Source organism: Sphingomonas sp. OK281 (genome assembly GCF_900115295.1).
Classification (GTDB): Bacteria; Pseudomonadota; Alphaproteobacteria; order Sphingomonadales; family Sphingomonadaceae; genus Sphingomonas.
Genome location: NZ_FOVZ01000001.1, coordinates 1006094 through 1024693, shown reverse-complemented (window position 1 = coordinate 1024693; position 18600 = coordinate 1006094). Strand labels below are relative to the sequence as shown.

The 18600-nt window shown below is 64.7% G+C and carries 19 protein-coding genes; 9 read left to right on the top strand and 10 right to left on the bottom strand.

Features of this window, described 5'->3' with window-relative positions:
• Window positions 1–15 precede the first annotated feature (15 nt).
• The gene (locus BM244_RS04660; protein WP_254784263.1) at window positions 16–1398 is read left to right on the top strand and encodes an efflux transporter outer membrane subunit; all 1383 of its coding nucleotides are present in this window, start codon (window positions 16–18) and stop codon (window positions 1396–1398) included.
• Between the two features lie 85 nt (window positions 1399–1483).
• Here the strand turns inward: BM244_RS04660 and BM244_RS04655 are convergent, their stop codons facing one another.
• The 8 genes from BM244_RS04655 to BM244_RS04620 form a co-directional block, all read right to left on the bottom strand.
• Window positions 1484–1828 carry a hypothetical protein gene (locus BM244_RS04655; RefSeq protein ID WP_093397669.1) on the bottom strand — a complete coding sequence of 115 codons (345 nt, stop codon included), beginning with the start codon at window positions 1826–1828 and terminating at the stop codon, window positions 1484–1486.
• Between the two features lie 122 nt (window positions 1829–1950).
• Window positions 1951–3993, bottom strand: coding sequence for a M13 family metallopeptidase (locus BM244_RS04650; protein ID WP_093397667.1), 2043 nt, complete (start codon window positions 3991–3993; stop codon window positions 1951–1953).
• A 59-nt stretch (window positions 3994–4052) separates the two neighbouring features.
• On the bottom strand, window positions 4053–5552 hold the full coding sequence (locus tag BM244_RS04645) for an ABC transporter permease (RefSeq protein ID WP_093397666.1): 1500 nt from the start codon (window positions 5550–5552) through the stop codon (window positions 4053–4055).
• Window positions 5549–6481 carry an ABC transporter ATP-binding protein gene (locus tag BM244_RS04640; protein WP_093397664.1) on the bottom strand — a complete coding sequence of 311 codons (933 nt, stop codon included), beginning with the start codon at window positions 6479–6481 and terminating at the stop codon, window positions 5549–5551. Before BM244_RS04640 ends, BM244_RS04645 begins: the two co-directional genes overlap by 4 nt.
• 3 nt (window positions 6482–6484) lie before the next feature.
• Complete coding sequence (locus tag BM244_RS04635; protein WP_093397663.1) at window positions 6485–6709, bottom strand: helix-turn-helix domain-containing protein; 225 nt, start codon at window positions 6707–6709, stop codon at window positions 6485–6487.
• Window positions 6709–7197 (bottom strand): DUF2975 domain-containing protein, encoded by a 489-nt coding sequence (locus BM244_RS04630; protein ID WP_254784262.1) that lies wholly within the window; start codon window positions 7195–7197, stop codon window positions 6709–6711. Before BM244_RS04630 ends, BM244_RS04635 begins: the two co-directional genes overlap by 1 nt.
• Before the next feature lie 235 nt (window positions 7198–7432).
• On the bottom strand, window positions 7433–8326 hold the full coding sequence (locus BM244_RS04625) for a glycoside hydrolase family protein (protein ID WP_093398124.1): 894 nt from the start codon (window positions 8324–8326) through the stop codon (window positions 7433–7435).
• Complete coding sequence (locus BM244_RS04620) at window positions 8326–9093, bottom strand: glucose 1-dehydrogenase (protein ID WP_093398123.1); 768 nt, start codon at window positions 9091–9093, stop codon at window positions 8326–8328. Before BM244_RS04620 ends, BM244_RS04625 begins: the two co-directional genes overlap by 1 nt.
• Before the next feature lie 233 nt (window positions 9094–9326).
• Here BM244_RS04620 and BM244_RS04615 point away from each other — a divergent pair, with 233 nt between their 5' ends.
• From BM244_RS04615 to BM244_RS04590, 6 genes are all read left to right on the top strand, one after another.
• Window positions 9327–10178, top strand: coding sequence for a fatty acid desaturase (locus BM244_RS04615; protein WP_254784261.1), 852 nt, complete (start codon window positions 9327–9329; stop codon window positions 10176–10178).
• Window positions 10175–11017: a phosphate/phosphite/phosphonate ABC transporter substrate-binding protein gene (locus BM244_RS04610; protein WP_093397658.1), complete on the top strand. Its 843-nt coding sequence runs from the start codon at window positions 10175–10177 to the stop codon at window positions 11015–11017. Before BM244_RS04615 ends, BM244_RS04610 begins: the two co-directional genes overlap by 4 nt.
• 2 nt (window positions 11018–11019) lie before the next feature.
• Window positions 11020–11985, top strand: a complete 966-nt coding sequence (gene epsC, locus BM244_RS04605) for a serine O-acetyltransferase EpsC (protein ID WP_093397657.1) — start codon at window positions 11020–11022, stop codon at window positions 11983–11985.
• Window positions 11985–12743, top strand: coding sequence for a gamma-glutamyl-gamma-aminobutyrate hydrolase family protein (locus tag BM244_RS04600; protein ID WP_175518107.1), 759 nt, complete (start codon window positions 11985–11987; stop codon window positions 12741–12743). Before epsC ends, BM244_RS04600 begins: the two co-directional genes overlap by 1 nt.
• Window positions 12744–12914: 171 nt before the next feature.
• Window positions 12915–13133: a hypothetical protein gene (locus BM244_RS04595; RefSeq protein ID WP_093397655.1), complete on the top strand. Its 219-nt coding sequence runs from the start codon at window positions 12915–12917 to the stop codon at window positions 13131–13133.
• Between the two features lie 513 nt (window positions 13134–13646).
• Window positions 13647–14933 (top strand): glycoside hydrolase family 130 protein, encoded by a 1287-nt coding sequence (locus tag BM244_RS04590; RefSeq protein ID WP_093397654.1) that lies wholly within the window; start codon window positions 13647–13649, stop codon window positions 14931–14933.
• 43 nt (window positions 14934–14976) lie between these two features.
• Here BM244_RS04590 and BM244_RS04585 read toward each other — a convergent pair whose 3' ends face one another.
• Entirely contained in the window at window positions 14977–15204 is a 228-nt protein-coding gene (locus tag BM244_RS04585) for a hypothetical protein (protein WP_093397652.1), read from the bottom strand.
• 216 nt (window positions 15205–15420) lie between these two features.
• On the opposite strand from BM244_RS04585, the gene BM244_RS04580 reads away from it, so the two are divergent.
• Window positions 15421–17247, top strand: a complete 1827-nt coding sequence (locus BM244_RS04580) for a DUF885 domain-containing protein (protein WP_093397651.1) — start codon at window positions 15421–15423, stop codon at window positions 17245–17247.
• 37 nt (window positions 17248–17284) lie between these two features.
• Here the strand turns inward: BM244_RS04580 and BM244_RS04575 are convergent, their stop codons facing one another.
• Window positions 17285–18052 carry an SDR family oxidoreductase gene (locus tag BM244_RS04575; protein ID WP_093397649.1) on the bottom strand — a complete coding sequence of 256 codons (768 nt, stop codon included), beginning with the start codon at window positions 18050–18052 and terminating at the stop codon, window positions 17285–17287.
• A 173-nt stretch (window positions 18053–18225) separates the two neighbouring features.
• Here BM244_RS04575 and BM244_RS04570 point away from each other — a divergent pair, with 173 nt between their 5' ends.
• The gene (locus tag BM244_RS04570; RefSeq protein ID WP_093397648.1) at window positions 18226–18588 is read left to right on the top strand and encodes a hypothetical protein; all 363 of its coding nucleotides are present in this window, start codon (window positions 18226–18228) and stop codon (window positions 18586–18588) included.
• The last annotated feature ends 12 nt before the right edge of the window (window positions 18589–18600 follow it).

Below are 18600 nucleotides of genomic sequence, written 5' to 3'. Positions count from 1 at the left end.
GGCGCTACAGCGATCGTGGCGGCAAGCCTGGCCGGGTGCTCGCTCGCGCCGCCATACAGCATTCCGCCGAACCCGGCTGCGGCGGCGTACAAGGAACTCGGACCGCAAGGGCAGGGGCCCTGGCAGCCAGCAGCTACCGACACGTCGCTCCCCGCCGCGTGGTGGACCGCGTTCGACGATCCAACGCTGACCGCGCTCGAAGCGCGGATCGAGGCGGGCAATCCCGACCTCGCCGCCGCCGTCGCGCGCTACGATCAGGCGCGCGGTCTGCTCGGCGAGTCCCGTGCCGCGCTACTGCCGTCGATATCGGTAGGAGCCGACGGCGGCCGTTCGCGCGTATCCGCCGGCCGACCGCTCTCGCCGGGTAACGCAGCGACCTACAACAACCTCTCGGTCGGCGCGTCGCTGGCGTACGAGATCGACCTGTTCGGCCGCGTCCGCAATTCGGTCCGCGCGGATACCGCGTCGGCGCAGGCCAGCGCGCAGGATGTGGTCGCGGTCCGCCTTGGGTTGCAGGCGTCGCTGGCGGACTCGTACTTCCAGATGCGCGGTCTCGATGCGCGGACCGTGTTGCTGCGCCAGACGGTGGCGGCGTTCCAGCGCGCCTATGACCTGACCGACACGCGCCACACCGGCGGCATCGCCTCGGGGATCGACGTCAGCCGCTCGGCCGCGTTGCTGTCGAGCGCGCGCGCGGAACTGTCGGCGGTCGCCGGCGCACGTGCGGCGTTCGAGCACGCGATTGCCGCTTTGGTCGGCGAGACCCCCTCGACCTTCGCGATTCCCGTCGCCGACACGTTGCAGCGTCCGCCCGCGATTCCCGTCGGCGTACCCTCCACACTGTTGCAACGCCGCCCCGACATCGTCGCGGCCGAGCGCCGGATCGCGGCCGCCAACGCCCAGATCGGCGTGGCACGCGCAGCACAATACCCGTCGTTCACGCTCGGCGGGTCGGGCGGGTTCGAGGCGGGCAACGGCAACATCCTCCGCGCCTCGAACAGCTTCTGGGCACTCGGGCCACTGTCCGCCGCGCTCGCGATCTTCGACGGCGGCGCGAGGAAGGCCCGCGTCCGCATCAGCCGCGCGCAATATGACGAGGCGGCGGCGTCCTACCGCTCGACCGTCCTTACCGCCTTCCGTGAAGTCGAGGACGACCTTGCCCGCTCACGTGCCTTGGTGGCCCAGGAACGCGACCAGCAGGCCGCGACCCGCGCCGCCGAACGCACGCGCGACCTGGCGCTCATCCGCTACCGCGACGGCGCATCGGATTATCTCGATGTCGTGACCGCGCAGACCGCCGCGCTCGACGCGCAACGCCTGTTGCTCGAAGTACAGAGCACGCGGCTACAAATCGCGGTCGATACGGTCAGGGCGATCGGCGGGAGCACCGCGGCGTAAGGCACGCGCGACGCTACCCGAACCGGAGGAGCCTTGTCCGCTCCCGAATCTGAATCCGGCGTCGTTTGCAGACGCCGCCGACCGGTCAGCGCTGTTTCTTGGCCGTCGTCGCGGTGAAGTCGGGTTCCTTGTTCGCCACCCAGTCGACGAACTTGCGCACGGCCGGGTTGGCCAGCAGGCTTTCGACGTCCATCCCGTGTCGCTGGAGTTCGGCGTTGGTGAAATTAACCATCAGCGTCTGCTGGCAGATCGGATGCATCGGCACGACGTCGCGTCCGCCCCGGCTCTTGGGGACGGGATGATGCCAGATGACCGTCTTGCCGGTGGGACGTCCGCACAGCCAGCACGGTACGACCGCGACCGGCGCGTCCTGCTCGTCCTCGTCGTACGCGACGGGAGAGGGACCATGTTTCGAATGTTTACGGGCCATGCGTCTACCTGAAGTCTCGAACCTTGCGCGCTATGCCCTTAGCCTCGCGACCGGCAGGATGACACCGGCATCTCTCATCATAGGAGCCGGGCGCCCGACACGGGTCGGACGCCCAGCCGGTTTCACCAGATATGCACGCGCTGTGCGGGCGCGAGATACAGCGCGTCACCCGGCTTCACGCCGAACGCGGTGTACCAGGCGTCGACGTTCCGGACGATGCCGTTGACGCGGTAGAAGGGCGGCGAGTGCGGATCGGTCAACAACCGCGCGCGGGCCGCACCCTCGCGCAACTTGGCCTGCCAAGCCTGCGCATAGGCCAGGAAAAACCGCTGGTCGCCGGTCAGCCCGCCGATCACCGGCGCCTTGCCGTGATCCGCCTGATACTTCTGGTACGCGGCATAGGCCGTCTCGACGCCGCCGAGATCGCCGATGTTCTCGCCGAGCGTCAGCGCGCCCTTCACGTGCACGCCGGGGATCGGCTCATACGCGTCATACTGCTTCGACAGCGCCGCGGTGCGCTGTGTGAAGGCGGCGCGGGCCTCAGGCGTCCACCAGTTCTCGAACTTGCCCGAGGCGCTGAACTGGCTGCCCTGGTCATCGAAGCCGTGGCCCATTTCGTGACCGATGATCGCGCCGATCGCGCCGTAGTTCACCGCTGCATCCGCCTTCGGATCGAAATAGGGCGGTTGCAGGATCGCCGCCGGGAAGGTGATCTGATTGTTGAGCGGATCGTAATAGGCGTTCACGGTCTGCGGCGTCATGCCCCACAGCGTGCGATCGACCGGCTTGCCAAGCCGCGAGAGGTCGAGGCGATGCTGGAATTCGCCCGAGCGCATCGCATTGCCGACCGGATCGCCGCGAACGACGTTTAACGATGCGTAGTCGATGTACTTCACCGGATGCCCGATCCGCGGATCGAACGCGGCGAGCTTGGCGAGCGCCTGCGTCTTGGTCGCCGGGTCCATCCAGCCGTTCGCCGTGATCCGCTCCTTGTAGGCGGCGCGCAGATTGGCGATCAGCTCGCCCATCTTGGCTTCGCTCTCGGGCGGGTAATGGCGCTTCACATAGACTTCGCCGACCGCCTCGCCCATCGTACCGTTGACCAGCGCGATACCGCGCTTCCACCGGGCGCGCTGCTGCGGCTGGTCGGCCAGCGTCTTGCCGTAGAAATCGAACGTCGCCTGGTCGAACGCCTTGGGCAGGACGCCCGAATTGGCAACCGCGAGATTGAACTTCATCCAGTCCTGCCACGTCGATACCGGCGTCGCGGCGAAGATCTTGCCAAGCTCGGTCAGCGCGGTCGAGTTGGTCATGTAGACGGTCGGGAAATTGCCGTAGCCCGCGGTCGACAGCAGCAACGGCCAGTCGAACTCGGGGGCCAGCGCCTTGCGGCCCGCCGCATCCATCGGCTTGAGCATCGCCTTGAGGTCGCGCGACTGGACCGGCGACCACTGGACCTTGGCCATTGCCGTCTCCAGCGCGACGATCCGGTCCGCCTTGGCCGACGCGTCCGCGATCCCCGACAGGGTCAGCATCTTCTCGACATAGGCACGGTAGGCGGTGCGGAAGGTGTCGTATTTCGGACCCTGTTCGAGATAGTAGTCGCGGCCGCCCATGCCGAGCGAGCCCTGGCCTGCAGCGACTGCATAGCGCTTCGGATCGGCCGGATCGGGCAACTGGCCGACCTCGACCGGCGAGGCATAGCCGACCGTCGAGAACAGGACCTGCAGCTTCTGCTTGTCGCCCGCGGCGTCGATCTTGGCGAAATACGGCTTGAGCGGTGCCGCACCAGCGCGCTCGATCGCGGCCTCGTCCATGAAGCTCGCATACAGGTCGCCGAACTGCTTGGCGCCCGGCCCGACCGCGGCGGGATCACGCGCGGCATCGTCGAGGATCGTGCGGACCTGCTGCTCGGCCTGGTCCGCGAGGATGACGCTGCCGCCGGCGGACGTGCGATCCGCGGCGATCTCAGTGCGCTTGTTCCAGCTGCCGTTTGCGTAGGTCCAGAAATCGTCGCCGGGCTTCACCGCCTTGTCGGCAGCGGTCAGGTCGATCCCGAACGATCCATAGCGGGTGCCGGTCGGGGCGGTCTGCGCCAGTGCGGACACCGACAGCGCCGCGACAGCGACACCCAGCGACAGGCGCGAGAAATGGTTGAACGGCATCGAAGCTCCTTGGGAAAAGGGGGCAGCACCCCCGGTGGTACGGGACGGGAAGAGACGGATCATGCCGGGTCGCGCCGCATCAGGCGGGCAAGCGCGGCAAAGTTCGGCTTCTGCCCGGCGTTAAGCAGACTGGCGCGGAACACGCGGGCCAGCAACACGAACTCGATCGCGATGAACGCCGCGAGCGTGAGCGCGCTGCCGACGACCTCCCACACCGACACGCCGCTACCGAGCCGTGCGAGCATCGTGAACGGCGTGTAGAGCGGGATCCATGTCAGCACCTTCAGCGCGGTGGCGCCGGTGTTCGACAGGATGCCCTGCGCGACGACCGTGAACGGCATCGCGATCACCATCAGCACCGGCGTCAGGTAGCTTTGGGCATCCCGCATCGAATCGCTCATTGCGCCGATCGCGAGCAGGATCATCGACACCATCAGATAGCCCGCCAGGAAGAAATACAGCATCACCAGGATGATCCAGGGCGAGGCGAGGGGGGCGAGCGCCATCCGCAGGAACTCGCCGACCGCACCTTGCGTGGCGAAGGCGGCGCCGGTCGCGCACAATCCCCACACCGCGACCATCGTCAGCCCCACCGCGACCGTCCCGGCGAGCTTGCCGTACAGGAGTTCGTCGGGGCTGATGCACGCGAGCACGGTCTCGATCAGCTTGTTCGACCGCTCCTCGACCAGCCCCTGCAGGATCCAGTTGCCCGACAGCAGCAGCGACATCAGCAGGATGTATGCGCTCAGCAGCGGCACGATCGAGCGCACCAGCATCCGTTCGCGCCCGCCGCCCGGCGCCGGGGTCGAGATCGCGATCGCCGGAACCAAGGTGGTCGCAGCCGCTGCGCGGTCGGCAGCGAGTCCGCTCGCCTTGAGATAGGCGGTCCGCACCCGCTGAGTCAGGACGGACTGGAGCGGCTGGACGAAGTTCGCGCCCGGCTGTTCGCTGGACCAGAGCCGTGCGGCGGTCGTGCGCGTGCCGAACCCGCGGGGGATATAGACCGCATAATCGAGCGGCTTGGCCTTCTTGTCGCCGAACTCGCCCGGCTGGATCAGCGGCTTGAGCAGTCGATCAAGTGCGGCAGGATCGGCGTTCGTGATCGCCGGTGGCGTCGGGACGATCGCGAAGTCCGCCTCGGGCGGATCGAATGCCGGCGTCTCCGACGTCGCCACGCGTTTCATCGTCGCCAACGCCGCTGGCATGCCGCCCGCCTGCACGAATGCTGCGACGTCCGCATCGCCGTAGAGCCGGTCATGCTGCGCCCACACGGCCGTCGGGCTTGCACGATCCAGGTCGTAGCGCTGCGCGTAACGCGACAACGCCGTCAGGATCCGTCGCTGCCGATCGCCGTCGAGCCGCTCGCGGATCGCGCTGGCCTCGCGCCCGTCGGCATCGATCAGCATCACGCGCTGGATCTTGTCGGAGCCCATCACCTTGGAAGCGATCGGACCGATCGCAAACGCCAGTGGCAAGATCAGCAGCGTGAGCCAGAAGCTGCGCATGCCGGTGATCTGACGGAACTCGCGCATCGCGACGAGCAAGATGTTGTGGATCATGCCGCTTGCTCCCCCTCGGGCGCCGAATGGTTGCCAACCAGATGGATGAACACCTCGTGCAGGCTGACGCGATGCTGATCGAACCGGCGCAACGTGATACCCTGTTCGGTCAGGCACTGCAGCACGTCGGCGGGGTCGATCCCCTCACCTAGCGTGACGTCGTAGGTTCGCCAGCCATCCACATCCACCTCGATCGCGTCGGCCCGATCGACGCCAGGGCACCGCATCGGCGTATCGCGCGCGACGATGCTGAGCCGCGCGGGCAGCCGCCCGCGTGCCTCGGCCTGCGTGCCCTCGAACACTTTTCGCCCCTGCGACAACAGCAGCAGCCGATCGCAAAGCCGCTCGGCATGCTGCATCACGTGCGTCGAGAAAATCACCGTGGCGCCGCCGCGCGCCGCGCCCAGGATCTCGTCTTCCAGCAGCCCCTGGTTGACCGGATCTAGCCCTGAAAACGGTTCGTCGAGCAACAGCAGTTTCGGACTGTTGACCAATGTCGCGGCAAGCTGGACCTTCTGCGCCATGCCCTTCGACAATTTGTCGATCTGCATCTTCGCCGCATCCGCCAGCCCGAAACGTCCGAGCAGGTCGTGACCCTTGGTCCGTGCCGCGCCGGCGGTCATGCCCTTCAGTCGGCCAAAATAGGTGACGGTGTCGATCGCCGTCATGCCGCGGTACAGCCCGCGCTCCTCCGGCATGAAGCCCAAGTCTGCGGCGTTCTCGCGCCCCGGCGGACAACCAAGCACTTCGATCCGTCCGGACGTGGGCCGGAGGATGTCGAGGACCATCCGCAACGACGTCGTCTTGCCCGCGCCGTTGCCGCCGAGAAACCCGAAGATCTCGCCGGGCTTCACCGCAAAGCTCAGCGCGTCGACCGCGGTGTGATCGCCGAACCGCTTCGTCACATCGTCGAGAACCAGTGCGTCCATCGGCTATTCCCCCGTTTCCAGAACATCGTCGGCAACGCGCAGCAGATCTCCCGGCTGGCAGTCGAGCACACGGCAGATCGCCTCCAGCGTCGTGAAGCGGATCGCCTTCGCCTTGCCGGTCTTGAGGATCGAGAGGTTCGCAAGCGTGATATCGACCGCCTCGGACAGCTCGGTCAGCGTCATGCGACGCTTGTGCAGCATGTCGTCGAGGCTGACCGCAATCCCCATCAGACCGTCGTTGCCAGATCGTCACGCATCCGCGCGCCGATCCGGAACACCCGGGCCAGCACGAAGATCATGACGACCGCGATCCATCCGCCAAGCGACGGACTCCAACTGGTCGAGTCGAGCTTCAGGACCGCGATCCAGCGCTGTAGCCCGCCCAGCACGAGGTCGAGGCATTGCAGGACCAGCATCGCCCAACCGATCCGCGACAGTAGCGTCGCGTTCGCATCGACGAACGGATCGCCCGCCTGCACGGTCGCGACGATCCGCAACAGGCTGTCGAAGATCGGATGGATCGCGAACGCCGATGCAACGCCGAGGGCCGCGAGAAGTCGCATCGCCGTTACGGCCTGCGCCACGTCGAGCGAAGGCCCGTATTTGACCGCCAGACGGTGCGAGAGGAGGTCCCCGAACGGCCAGGACATGACCAACGCGACCGCGAAGACGGCGAGCAGGATGATATTGAGGACGAGCATCACGCGAAGCAGCATCGCCGCGCCTCGCAACACTCGATCTTTCGGGATACTCGATGGCCTATCCATATCGCAAAACGATATCCAGCCTATCGATAAACGACAAGGTCTTTTAGATCGGAATTGGACACACGCTCTTTGACTGGTCCACCTGAGTTGCTGGACGTGGTAGAAATTTCACTAGCCAAGCGCGTACACGTCCGCGATCGTGATGTCCGTCTCTAGCGGTGCGGGCGCGATCAACGTCGGATCGTCAGCGCCGGTATCGACCGATCAGCGCACGCCGGAGCATCCGGTCTTCGAGCGAATAATAAAGCGCGATCCGATCGCCGGCGGCGACGGTCGAAGCGGCAAACGCGATGTCGGTGGCCTCGCGGTCGACTGCGGGCGGCGGCAGCAAAAGTGGTTCCAGCCCGCGACCGGTCACGCGCGAGAAATCGCGGCTGAAACTGGCCCAACCAATCCGCCAGCGCGCGTCGTGCGTCGCGCCATTGTAGAACATCACCGGATCTTCGTCGGCGGCCTGCCATATAGGTCCGGTCGACAAATGCCAATTGTCCCAGCTGTCGTCACGGATACCGAACGGATCCGGCAACACCGTCCACGGGCCCTTGGGCGTCGGGCCGCCAGCCATGCCGATCCTCGAGGCCCCCTCCGCGGCATATTCGTAGAATAGTCGCCAATCGCCGTTCGACGTTTGCGCCAGCGTCGCTTCCTTGATGTTGCCTTCGCCAGGCGGCGCCTTCAGCACCAGGTCTTCCTTGACCAGCGCCGTCAGGTCGCGACCGGCTGCCAGGATCATGCATCCCTGCGTTCGGGCCGCGTCGACACCCGTATAGTAGACCAGATACTCATGGCCGTTCGTCAGCACGGTAGGATCCTCGCACCCGCCAAGGTCTTCCGCCCCGGGGCCGGGCACGATCGCCAGCCCTGCGTCCATCGTGAAGGCAAGGCCGTCGCGGCTTTCTCCGCGCGCGATGATACCGGTCGGATCGTGCGGCCCGAGCGGATGCGGTACCCCGCGGACCATGATCCGGTAGAGATCGCCTTCCCGCCATACGAACGGACTCATCAGGTCCATGCCGTCGACCACCGAGGCAGCCGAAAGTGTCACCGTGTCGAGGTGTTCGACCGAATAGGTCAGCATCACGCGCCCTGCGCGACGGTCAGCGACAACGCACCGTCGATCGTCACGGTCGTGCCGGTGATATAGTCGGCTGCAGGCGACAGCAGGAACGCGACAAGCGCCGCGACCTCGTCCGGTCGCCCCGCGCGCTTCCACGGTATCGCCGCTTCCTTGGCGGCCAGCTCCTCCGGATGGTCGAGGGCGGACTGGTTCATCGGCGTAAGGATCATGCCGGGCGCAACGCCGTTGACCGCGATGCCCTTGGGCGCGAGTTCGAGAGCCAGTGTCGCCGTCAATTGCGACAGGCCGCCCTTGGCGGAATCGTAATCGACCCCGCCTGGGCGAGGCGCGCGTTCGTGGATCGACGATATATTGACGATCCGGCCTTTCGCAGCGTGCGCTTCGAGTGCCCGTACCATCCGGCGGCAGGTCAGGAACGGGCCGTACAGATCGGACCGGATAACCCGGTCGAACTGCGTCAACGCCATGTCGACGAGCATGACGCCGCTCATGTTGAGCCCTGCCGAATTGACGAGCAGCCCGACCGTACCGAACGTCCGTTCGGCCTCGGCAAACAGTCTTTCGACCGCCCCTTCGTCACCGACGTCCGCTTGCACGGCGATCGCCCGGTCGGCACCGCCGATCGAGGAGCACACCGCGTGCGCCGCCGCCTCGTCCTTGAAATAGGTGATCACGACGCGCGCACCGCCGTTGCCCAACGCCTTTGCGCACGCAGCACCGATACCGGATTCGCCACCGGTGACGATCGCGACTTGATTTTCGAACATGGTCATGACCGATGAACCGGCCAGCCGGTGCCAAGTTTCATGAATTCGCCGACATGCGCGCGATGTCACGGAGACAGCCTGTCGTCGTTCGGTAACGGGCAACCAAATTTTGTCGACACCATAGCTCAATCGACTCGCAATATCCCAGCAATTTGGGGGATGTTACAGGCGTCGAACGAAGCGAGGTGAGGATGCGGCAGTCAGCACAGGGCAGATCGGTTAGCTGGCCGACAATGGTCGTCGCGCTCGCAATCTACGGCGGATGGTTCGTCGTCACGCTCTACCATAGCGCGATCGCGACCCCCGTGCTGATGCTGGCAGGCGGATGGCTGCTCGCGTGGCAGGGCTCGCTGCAGCACGAGACCATCCATGGTCATCCGACACGCTCGCGGTGGATCAATACGGCCGTCGGGTTCGCGCCGCTGTCGCTGTGGCTGCCCTATCGGCTGTATCGGCGTAGCCATCTGGCGCATCACGGTGCGGCCATCATCACCGATCCGCACCATGATCCGGAATCGCGGTACCGCACCCGAACGGACGCCCTTTCGATGGCAGCGGGGTTTCTTCAGGCGACGCTTTTGGGACAGATGGTTTTCGGGCCGCCCATCACGATTTGCCGGTTTTTGATCGTGGAGGCTCGCCGCCTGGTCCGCGAACCGAAACGCGTCGTTCGCGACTGGCTCCCGCATCTGATCGCCGTAGCGCTCGTCGTCTGGTGGCTGGATCACGTTGGTCTCGGCGTCGTACGCTATGTCATGGTGTTCGTGTACCCGGGCATGGCGCTGACGATGCTGCGATCCTACGCCGAGCATCGTGCGGACCTGACGACATTCGGCCGCGCCGCCAGCGTCGAGCGCGCGGGCGTGTTCGCGCTGCTGTTCCTGAACAACAACCTGCATGCCGCACATCACGAACGGCCGTTGCTGAACTGGTACGAACTACCGGGCTATCACGACCGCAACCGGGCACGGCTCATCGAACAGGGGGCGCCGATCTACCGGGGCTACGGCGAAATCGTTCGACGGTTCGCGATCTTCGCACATGACGACATGGTGCATCCCCGCCACCGCGGCATACCGTCGTGACGCGCGGCACCGCCTCGTTGGGGATGTACGATCATCCCGCGCAGCACGTTGCCAACGATCGCTTGTGGACCGCGATCGCGCGCGCGCTTCGCCGAGCAAACGTGCCAAACGTCCCCGACGAACTGGACCGTAGCCGCAACGTCGAGGCGATCTGGCGCGATCCGGGACTGTTGTTCGGACAGGCCTGTGGCTACCCGATGCTGGCCGACCCGACCTTGAACCTGCGAATGTTGGCGCTGCCGATCTACGCGATCCCCGGTTACGGCAACGCCGCAGCGCAGGGTAGCGTATTGATCGCCCGCGCGGAAAGCGGTCACCAGCCGCTCGAGGCGTTTCGCGGTTGCCGTGCGGCGATCAACGATCCACGCTCGAACACCGGCATGAACCTCTTTCGCGCCGCTTTGGCACCGGTAGCGGCACAAGGACGGGTTGGGGGACAAGGACGCGCTGGCCCGTTTTTCCGCAGCGTCGTCGAGACGGGATCGCACCGTGCCAGCATCCTCGCGGTCGGTACGGGCGAGGCCGATCTCGCCGCGATAGACTGCGTGACGTACGCCGCGATCGACCGGTTCGAGCCGGCGTTGACGTCGCGCCTCGCGATCGTCGCGCACAGTCCGGTATCGCCGTCGCTGCCGTTCGTCACGTCGCGTGCGACAGATGGCGCCACCGTAGCGGCTCTTCGGCTTGCGCTCGATCATGCGATCGCCGACCCGGACTTGGGGGACGTCCGCGATGCGCTGTTCCTCGTCGGCGTCGCACCTGCCGAACGATCGTCGCTGGCGCCGATCGCAGCCTTGCAAGCCGACGCCATTCATGCCGGCTATCCGGAGCTTTGCTGACCATGTCGAAGGATCCGACGATGCCGCAGACCGATGCCCCTATCGAACTCGCATCGACCATCGACGAACTGCGGGCGGCGCGTACTGCGTGGCGATACGACAGCGACGGCCGGCATAACGTCGCGCGGTTTCCGTCTCGAACCGAGATTGGCCGAGCGATCGACGATCTCGTCGCGGCGCTGTTTCCCGGTCGGCTGGGCGGGTTCGCAGGGCCGGCGGACGCCGAGGACGCGTTCGTCGAGGCGCACTTGCGGCGGGCGCTGGCCGTGCTGCAACGGCAGATCGAAAGCGAGTTCGATTACTGGCAAGGCGAGGCATTGCTATCGTTCGACGTCAGCCAGGCGAAAATGATCGTCGGGCTGTTCGCGGCGGAACTGGGGCCTGTCCGCGAACTGGTAGACGACGATGTTCGCGCCGCTTTTCTCGGCGATCCCGCAGCCCGCAGCGCGGACGAGATACTGGTCTGCTATCCGGGAATCGTTGCGATCCTGTACCACCGGATCGCCCATGCGCTCTATGGCCTGGGGGCGCCGATCGTGGCGCGGATCATCTCGGAACTCGCCAACAATCATACGGGCATCGACATTCATCCGGGCGCGACGATCGGTCGGAGCTTCTTCATCGATCACGGCACCGGCGTCGTCATCGGCGAGACCGCGATCATCGGCGACCGCGTCCAGATCTACCAGCACGTTACGCTGGGTGCGCGGAGTCCGCTTGGCGTCGTCGATCTGTCGGCGCGAGAGCGTCTGGCACGACACCCCATCGTCGAGGACGATGTGGTGATCTACGCCGGGGCGACCATTCTCGGCCGGGTGACGATCGGCCGGGGCGCGACGATCGGCGGCAATGTCTGGCTGCTCGAGGATGTGCCGGCCGGAAGTGTCGTCGCACAGCCGACCGCCGTCATCCTGAAGGGGGCCACCGCCGATCAACTGCATGAGGCGTTGCGGGGGCGTTCGACGTGATGCGCTTTGCATGCTGCCGTCGCGAAGACGGACCGCTGAAGCCGGTCATCGGCGTGCTGTGCTGCAACGAGATCGTCGACCGGCCGATCCAGGCCGTCGCCACGCGGTTCGTTCAGCCACTGGTCCGTTACGCGGGCGCGACGGTTCTTCTGGTTCCGGCGGTGGCGGACGCGATGGATACGCGCGCGCTTGCAGGTCGGCTTGACGGCTTGCTGCTCACCGGATCGCGATCGAATGTCGCTGGAGCTCGCTATGGCAAGACCGATGACACCGACAATGCGCTCGATCTCGACCGCGACGCCGTTGCGCTGGAGCTCGCCGGGCGAATGATCGAGGCCGGCCGACCGGTCTTCGGCATCTGTCGCGGTTTGCAGGAATTGAACGTGCTGTTCGGGGGTACGCTGACCGATACGCTCGATGACGGCCATCACCGCCAAACCGATGATGCGACGGCGTATGAGACTTTGTTCGATCACGTCCATGACGTGACGTTGCAATCGGGCGGTCTGCTGTCCGCAGTGATTGGGCAACCGAGCATTTCCGTGACCTCGGTGCACCGGCAAGGCATCGATCGGCTGGGGGAGGGGCTTCGCGTCGAGGGTCGGGCGAGATCGGATGGATTGGTCGAAGCCTTCTCGGCCCGACCCTGTGGCGGGGACGTGTTGGCGGTTCAGTGGCACCCTGAATGGGACGTCGCGGAAAGCGAACCGAGCCAGGCGTTCTTTTCGCTCATCGGACGATCGCTCAAGGGCGACTAGGGTCTGATCACCCTATGGCAGAGGAAGCTCTCCTATCGCCTCGCCGCCGGGTATATCCATCATTTAGATAGGGTATTGCGCCAAGGCAGTATCGGTTGTAGCTTTTGGTTCCAGGATCGGATTCCAACTTTGCGATCTTAATTGTGACCTGACTAACTCGGAGATGTTTTCATGAAGAAAATCTTGATCGGCCCAGCGTTGGCAATGTTGGTCGTCGGCATGAGTGCATGCTCCAAGACGGCGGATACCGGAAACGTTTCGGCAGCCGACTCGAATACCGTGATCGAGGAAACCGATACCAACCTTTCCGCCGTCGACGGTGTCGCAACGGACAACTCCGCTGATCTAGGCAATGAGCTGGACAATGGCGCGACTGGCAACGCGCTCTAATAGCAGGCATCTGGGCCGTTGAGGCCCGGATACCTAGTATCTTCGAAAACGCAGCGTTTGCCCATAACGGCGAGCGCTGCGTTTTTTCGTTGTTCGTTATCAGAAAGCGCCATTAAATCGGTCGATCATTTGGTCTTGTTTGCGAGGCATTTCGGCGCACAGCGCGATATTTCTATTCCTATTCGAATGGTGTGTATTAAGCTTGAGGTACGTCGAGGCGAAGTGAAGCTCCCTGGACGTAACTTGGAGGCCCGTCGAAAACGGCGGGCCTTTTTTTATCGTTCGGGCCTGACGATGATCGGGTTCTTACGACTCGAGCGTCAGGGCGCGAGGCGCTTGTCCCTGCGATGCCAGTCACGCGTCGCACGCCGCCTATCGTGCGACGATGTCCGGTTCCTCTGGGGTGCGATCTGGACAACAAACACTAGGCTGTGGGGATCATGCACAGCTACGCATCGTTAGGTGCTCTATAACGAACACCCACGTTCGAATGTACCTGGAAGGTCCTTGCCGATGAACGCTGCCGAAGTCTTCACGACGCTCGATATCGAACTGAAGCCGGACCCATCGCGCACCGTGGTACGGCCGTTCAGCTTTGGCTACCCGGCGGCGTTCGCACGGGATCGGCTGCCCCGTGCCCAGGTCGTCGTCGACCGCATCGAGGCGTTGGACGACACGATGCGGGCCCGCATGCGCGATCTGTTGCTGACGCCGATGCGCGAACGGCATCGCAACGTCGAGCAAGTCCTTCTCCGGCGTTTCGACGAGGTTCGCGGCGATATCGGCGAAGGCGAGTTCGACGAAGACGAGCGGCTGTTGATCGGCGCCTATTTCAGCCAGGAATATGCGTTCGAATCCGCGGCGCTGTTCAACCCGAGCATCGTGTGTGTTCCCGACGCGCCCCCGTCGATGCCGGGCGGACTGCGGTTCATCATGTCGCTGCGCGGGATCGGGGAAGGGCATATTTCCTCGATCACGTTCCGTACCGGGGAGTGGGGACCCGGCGATCGGCTGGTGATCGATCCGCCGAGCGAACATGGGGTGCCGCCGCAGATCGAGCGGCAGGACGATGGGTGGGTTCGCCTGGTATGCGAGGACAGCCAGGAAGCATCGGAGACCGTGATCTTTCCGGTGTTGCCCAGCCAGCGCCAGGGCATAGAGGATCTGCGCCTCGTCAACTTTACGGATCACGACGGGGTCCGCAGCGTCATCGGCACGTACACGGCCTTCGACGGCAAAGATGCGCGTCAGGAAATGCTGCGCGGCGTCGACCTGCGCACGGTCGAGATGCGACCGCTGGTCGGCGCGATGACCGGGTACAAGGGAATGGCGCTTTTCCCGCGGCGGATCGATGGACAGTTCGTGATGCTCGGCCGACAAGACAGCGAGAATATCTGGCTGCTGCGGTCCGACGACATGAACATATGGGAGACCGGCGAGCCCATCATGGCACCCAAATATCCGTGGGAGTTCGTCCAGCTTGGAAATTGCGGATCGCCGACCGAGATCGACGAGGGCTGGCTGGTGTTTACGCACGGCGTCGGGATGGTACGCGGCTATTGCATCGGTGCGTGCCTGCTCGACAAGGACGACCCGTCGAAGGTGATCGCGCGGACGCCGTCCCCCTTGCTGTTCCCCAGCGCCGAGCAGCGTGGTGGATACGTCCCCAATGTCACCTACAGCTGCGGGGCTCTAGTCAACGGACGAAGGATATTGCTGCCGTACGCGATCGGAGACGAATTCTCCGCTTTCGCCGTGGGGACGGTCGACGACGTGCTGTCGGTCATGGTGCCGGCTTGAACGGGTGGCGCAAGAGGATGAGCCACTCCTCAGGCTAGCTAGATCAGCGCAGGCTACTGCCCTCAAGGGCCAGAGCCGCCGATCGCAAGGCGATTATCCGGTCGTTTGCCGTGGGCGATAGCCTTCCCCACGCGAACGCCGACCGCTCGGCGGCACCGTCGCGCCACATGCGGGCGGCGACGCGTTCCAGATCGGACGGGGTCGGCGTTCGCCCGGTCGCAACGCAATCGATGATCTGATCGATCACGAGCGGGCTGGTACTGAACGTCATGACAACCTTTCCTTTGCAGAGACTTACCTCTGCCAGCCTTTGATGGCACGGCCGTGACAATCGCAGGCGCGCACCAAAATTCGATGCGGACGTAACGCGCCCGCACGGTCACGGCCGGGTCCCGCGCCAAGACCGCTGCCTCGGAGTGCCGGCGTGTCAATCCTTGATTGCGTTGTGCCGGGTCACGCGCGACAAGCGTCGTCGATCGGAGATTTCATGCGCCTAGCTATCGCCCTCATGCTGCTGCCCACGGTCCCGCTCGTCCAGGCGAACGCGTCCCCGCTGGTCCAGGCTAACGCAGCCCCGTCGAGCGCGACGGCAGCGCAGGATGCCGCGCTGCTTCAGTTCCTCGATCGAGCGTATGACGAACAGCTGAACCTCAGTCCGGAGTCGCAGACCCAATTGGGCTTGAAGACGAACTATGACCGGCTGGACGACTATACGGACGCGGCGGCGCTTCGCTCCGAGGCGCTTGCCGAGCGGCAGTTGACGGCGATGCGCGCCCGGTTCCGACCCGAACAGCTCGGGGACAGTGCGCGCGTGAGCTACCGGCTGTTCGAATATGAGGTCGAACGCGGACGTCAGTCGATCGAGTTCCGCAAATTGCGCTTTCCCGTATCGACCAATGGCAGCCCCGCCGGCGAGATACCGGTACTGCTGATCAACAACCACAAGGTCGACACCGTCGGCGATGCGAACGCCTATGTCGCACGCCTCCGCGATACCGAGCGGGTGATGCGCGAGGTTGCCACGACGATGCGCGAGCAAGCGGCCGCCGGGATCGTGCCCAACAAGGTGAACTTCGCGCCGGCACGCGCAGATGCACGCGCCATCGTGACGGGCGCACCGTTCGATTCCGGCCCGGACTCGAGCGTCTGGGCAGATTTCAGGAAAAAGGTCGGTGCACTGAACGCCCCGGCGGCGGTGAAGACGAAACTGCTCGCCGACGGCAGCGCCGCGCTGACCGGACCGTTCCGTCGCGGCTATGATACGCTGTTCGCCGCACTCGACGCGATCGAGCCGCAATCCAAGGGCAATTTCGGCGCATGGAGCCTGCCCAATGGCGCAGCCTACTACGCCGATCGCCTGAAGACGTCGACGACGACGGATCTCACCGCCGACCAGATCCACGAACTCGGCCTGAAGCAGGTCGCCGCGATCCGGCAGGAGATGGAGGCGATCAAAACGGAGGTGGGCTTCACGGGGACGCTCGAAGCGTTCTTCGACCAGATCCGGACCGATCCGAAGTTCAAATATCCCAATACGGCCGCTGGACGTGAACAGTATCTGGGCGATGCGCGGGCGGTCATCGCCTCGGTGATGGTCGCGGCACCGCGCTATTTCCGTGTTTTGCCGAAGGCACCGCTCGAGGTACGCGCCGTCGAGAAGTGGCGCGAGGGTACGGCGTCAACCGCCTTCTACAATCCGCCATCGGCCGATGGATCGCGACCCGGCATCTATTACGTCAACCTGGTCGACATGAACCAGACGCAGAAGGTGCAGGTCGCGGGCATCGCCGCGCACGAGGCCGCACCGGGGCATCATTTCCAGATCGCCCGGCAGCAGGAACTGACCGGCATCCCCAAGTTCCGCAAGTTCGGCGGCTATGGTGCCTATGTCGAAGGCTGGGGTCTGTACTCCGAGCGGCTCGCGAACGAGATGGGCGTCTACAAGGATCCGTATGCGCGGTTCGGCATGCTGTCGTTGCAGGTCTGGCGCGCGATCCGTCTCGTACTGGATACAGGCATCCATTCCAGGCGGTGGACGCGCGAGCAGGCCATCGCCTATTTCAAGGCGAACAGTTCGGTGTCGGATAAGGACATCGAACGCGAGGTCGATCGGTATTTCAACTGGCCCGGGCAGGCGACGTCCTACATGGTCGGCCAGTTGAAGATCACCGAATTGCGGCAGCGCGCCGAGCGCGAACTTGGACCCCGGTTCGACATCCGCGATTTCCACGAAGCGATCCTGAGCCAGGGTGCGCTGCCGTTGGACGTGCTCGACGAACAAGTGAACCGGTATATCGCGGCACAGCGGAAATAGGGCGCGCTACAGCACGCGCCCTGAAATTCCGGATAGATTACCCGCCCTTACGCGCGCGCTCGGCCATCTCGTTCAGCTGGGCCACAGCCTCGGGAAAGCGGTGGTCGGCCTCGGCGTTGCGGAACGGACGTACCCGTTCCACCAGGATCTCGCCCGAATCTGGCTGCTGCGTCCAGATCGTCATCACTTCGTCCGCGAAAGCGTCCAGCGGCATGTAGCCCGGCCGGGTCTCCTGTCCCGGCGTCAAACCGGTCTGTACGCCGGGCGGCGCGATCTCGAGGATCTCCACCTTGCCCTTGAGGACGCGTCGTAGGCTGACGGTGTACGAATGGATCGCTGCCTTGGTCGCCGAATAGGTCGGGGCTGCCGTCAGGGGCACGAATGCGAGCCCCGATGTCAGGTTGACGATCACGCTGTTTGCCTGCGCCTTCAGATGATCGACGAGCGAGTCGATCAAACGAATGGGCCCGAGCAGGTTGGTGACGATCGTCGCCTCGGCATCACCCAGATCGCGACGGCTCGATGCATCTTCGAGTTTCATGATGCCGGCGTTGTTGACGAGGACGTTCAGTGCAGGGTGTTCAGTCGTCAGGCGTTGTGCGAAATCCTTGATCGCATCGGCGTCGTCGATGTCGAGGAGCATGGCGCTCATCCGCTCACGACCGGCGATCGCCTCATCGAGGGGGTCCTGGCGCCGGCCGGCAACGATCACGAAATTGCCTGCATCATGGAGCCGGTGCGCGAGCGCGGCACCGATGCCCGAGCCGCCGCCGGTAATGAGAATGGTGTTGCCGGTCGGGTTCATCGCACGTCTCCAGAGTTTGCGATCCTACAACGCCGTCGCCATGGGTTCGGTCCCGACGGAAACTACCTAGGAATGAGGGCTTTCGCCGCGGGCATGGCAGCATCAGGGGTTGAGCGGTGACGCCACGCGTTGCATTGCCTCGATCAGGGAATTGCAGTCGGGTGAATGTGAACATGGTCGATCCGTCAGCGCGCGCGTGGAATGGAACTGCGGTCCGGACCTGGCTGGAATGCCGGGTCGCGGCCGCACGCTCAGACCAGGTCGTGGCGGAACGCGGGGGGAGGGATCGACAGGACGATTGCGACAAGGCCACGGCGGAGGAAATGGTCTGTTCGCTGATGAAGGCCAAAGCGCACGCCGATACGCAGGACGCCTTCACGACCGAATTGCGCGTGCTGCTCGATCGCGACACCTATATCTGGCGCGGCATCTATGACGACACGCGGTTCGACCGTCACGTCCGATCGTACGTCAGGAGACTGGTCAAGATGACCAAGACGAATACCGGGTTCGAAAACACCACGCACTATCAATGACATCGCGCACCG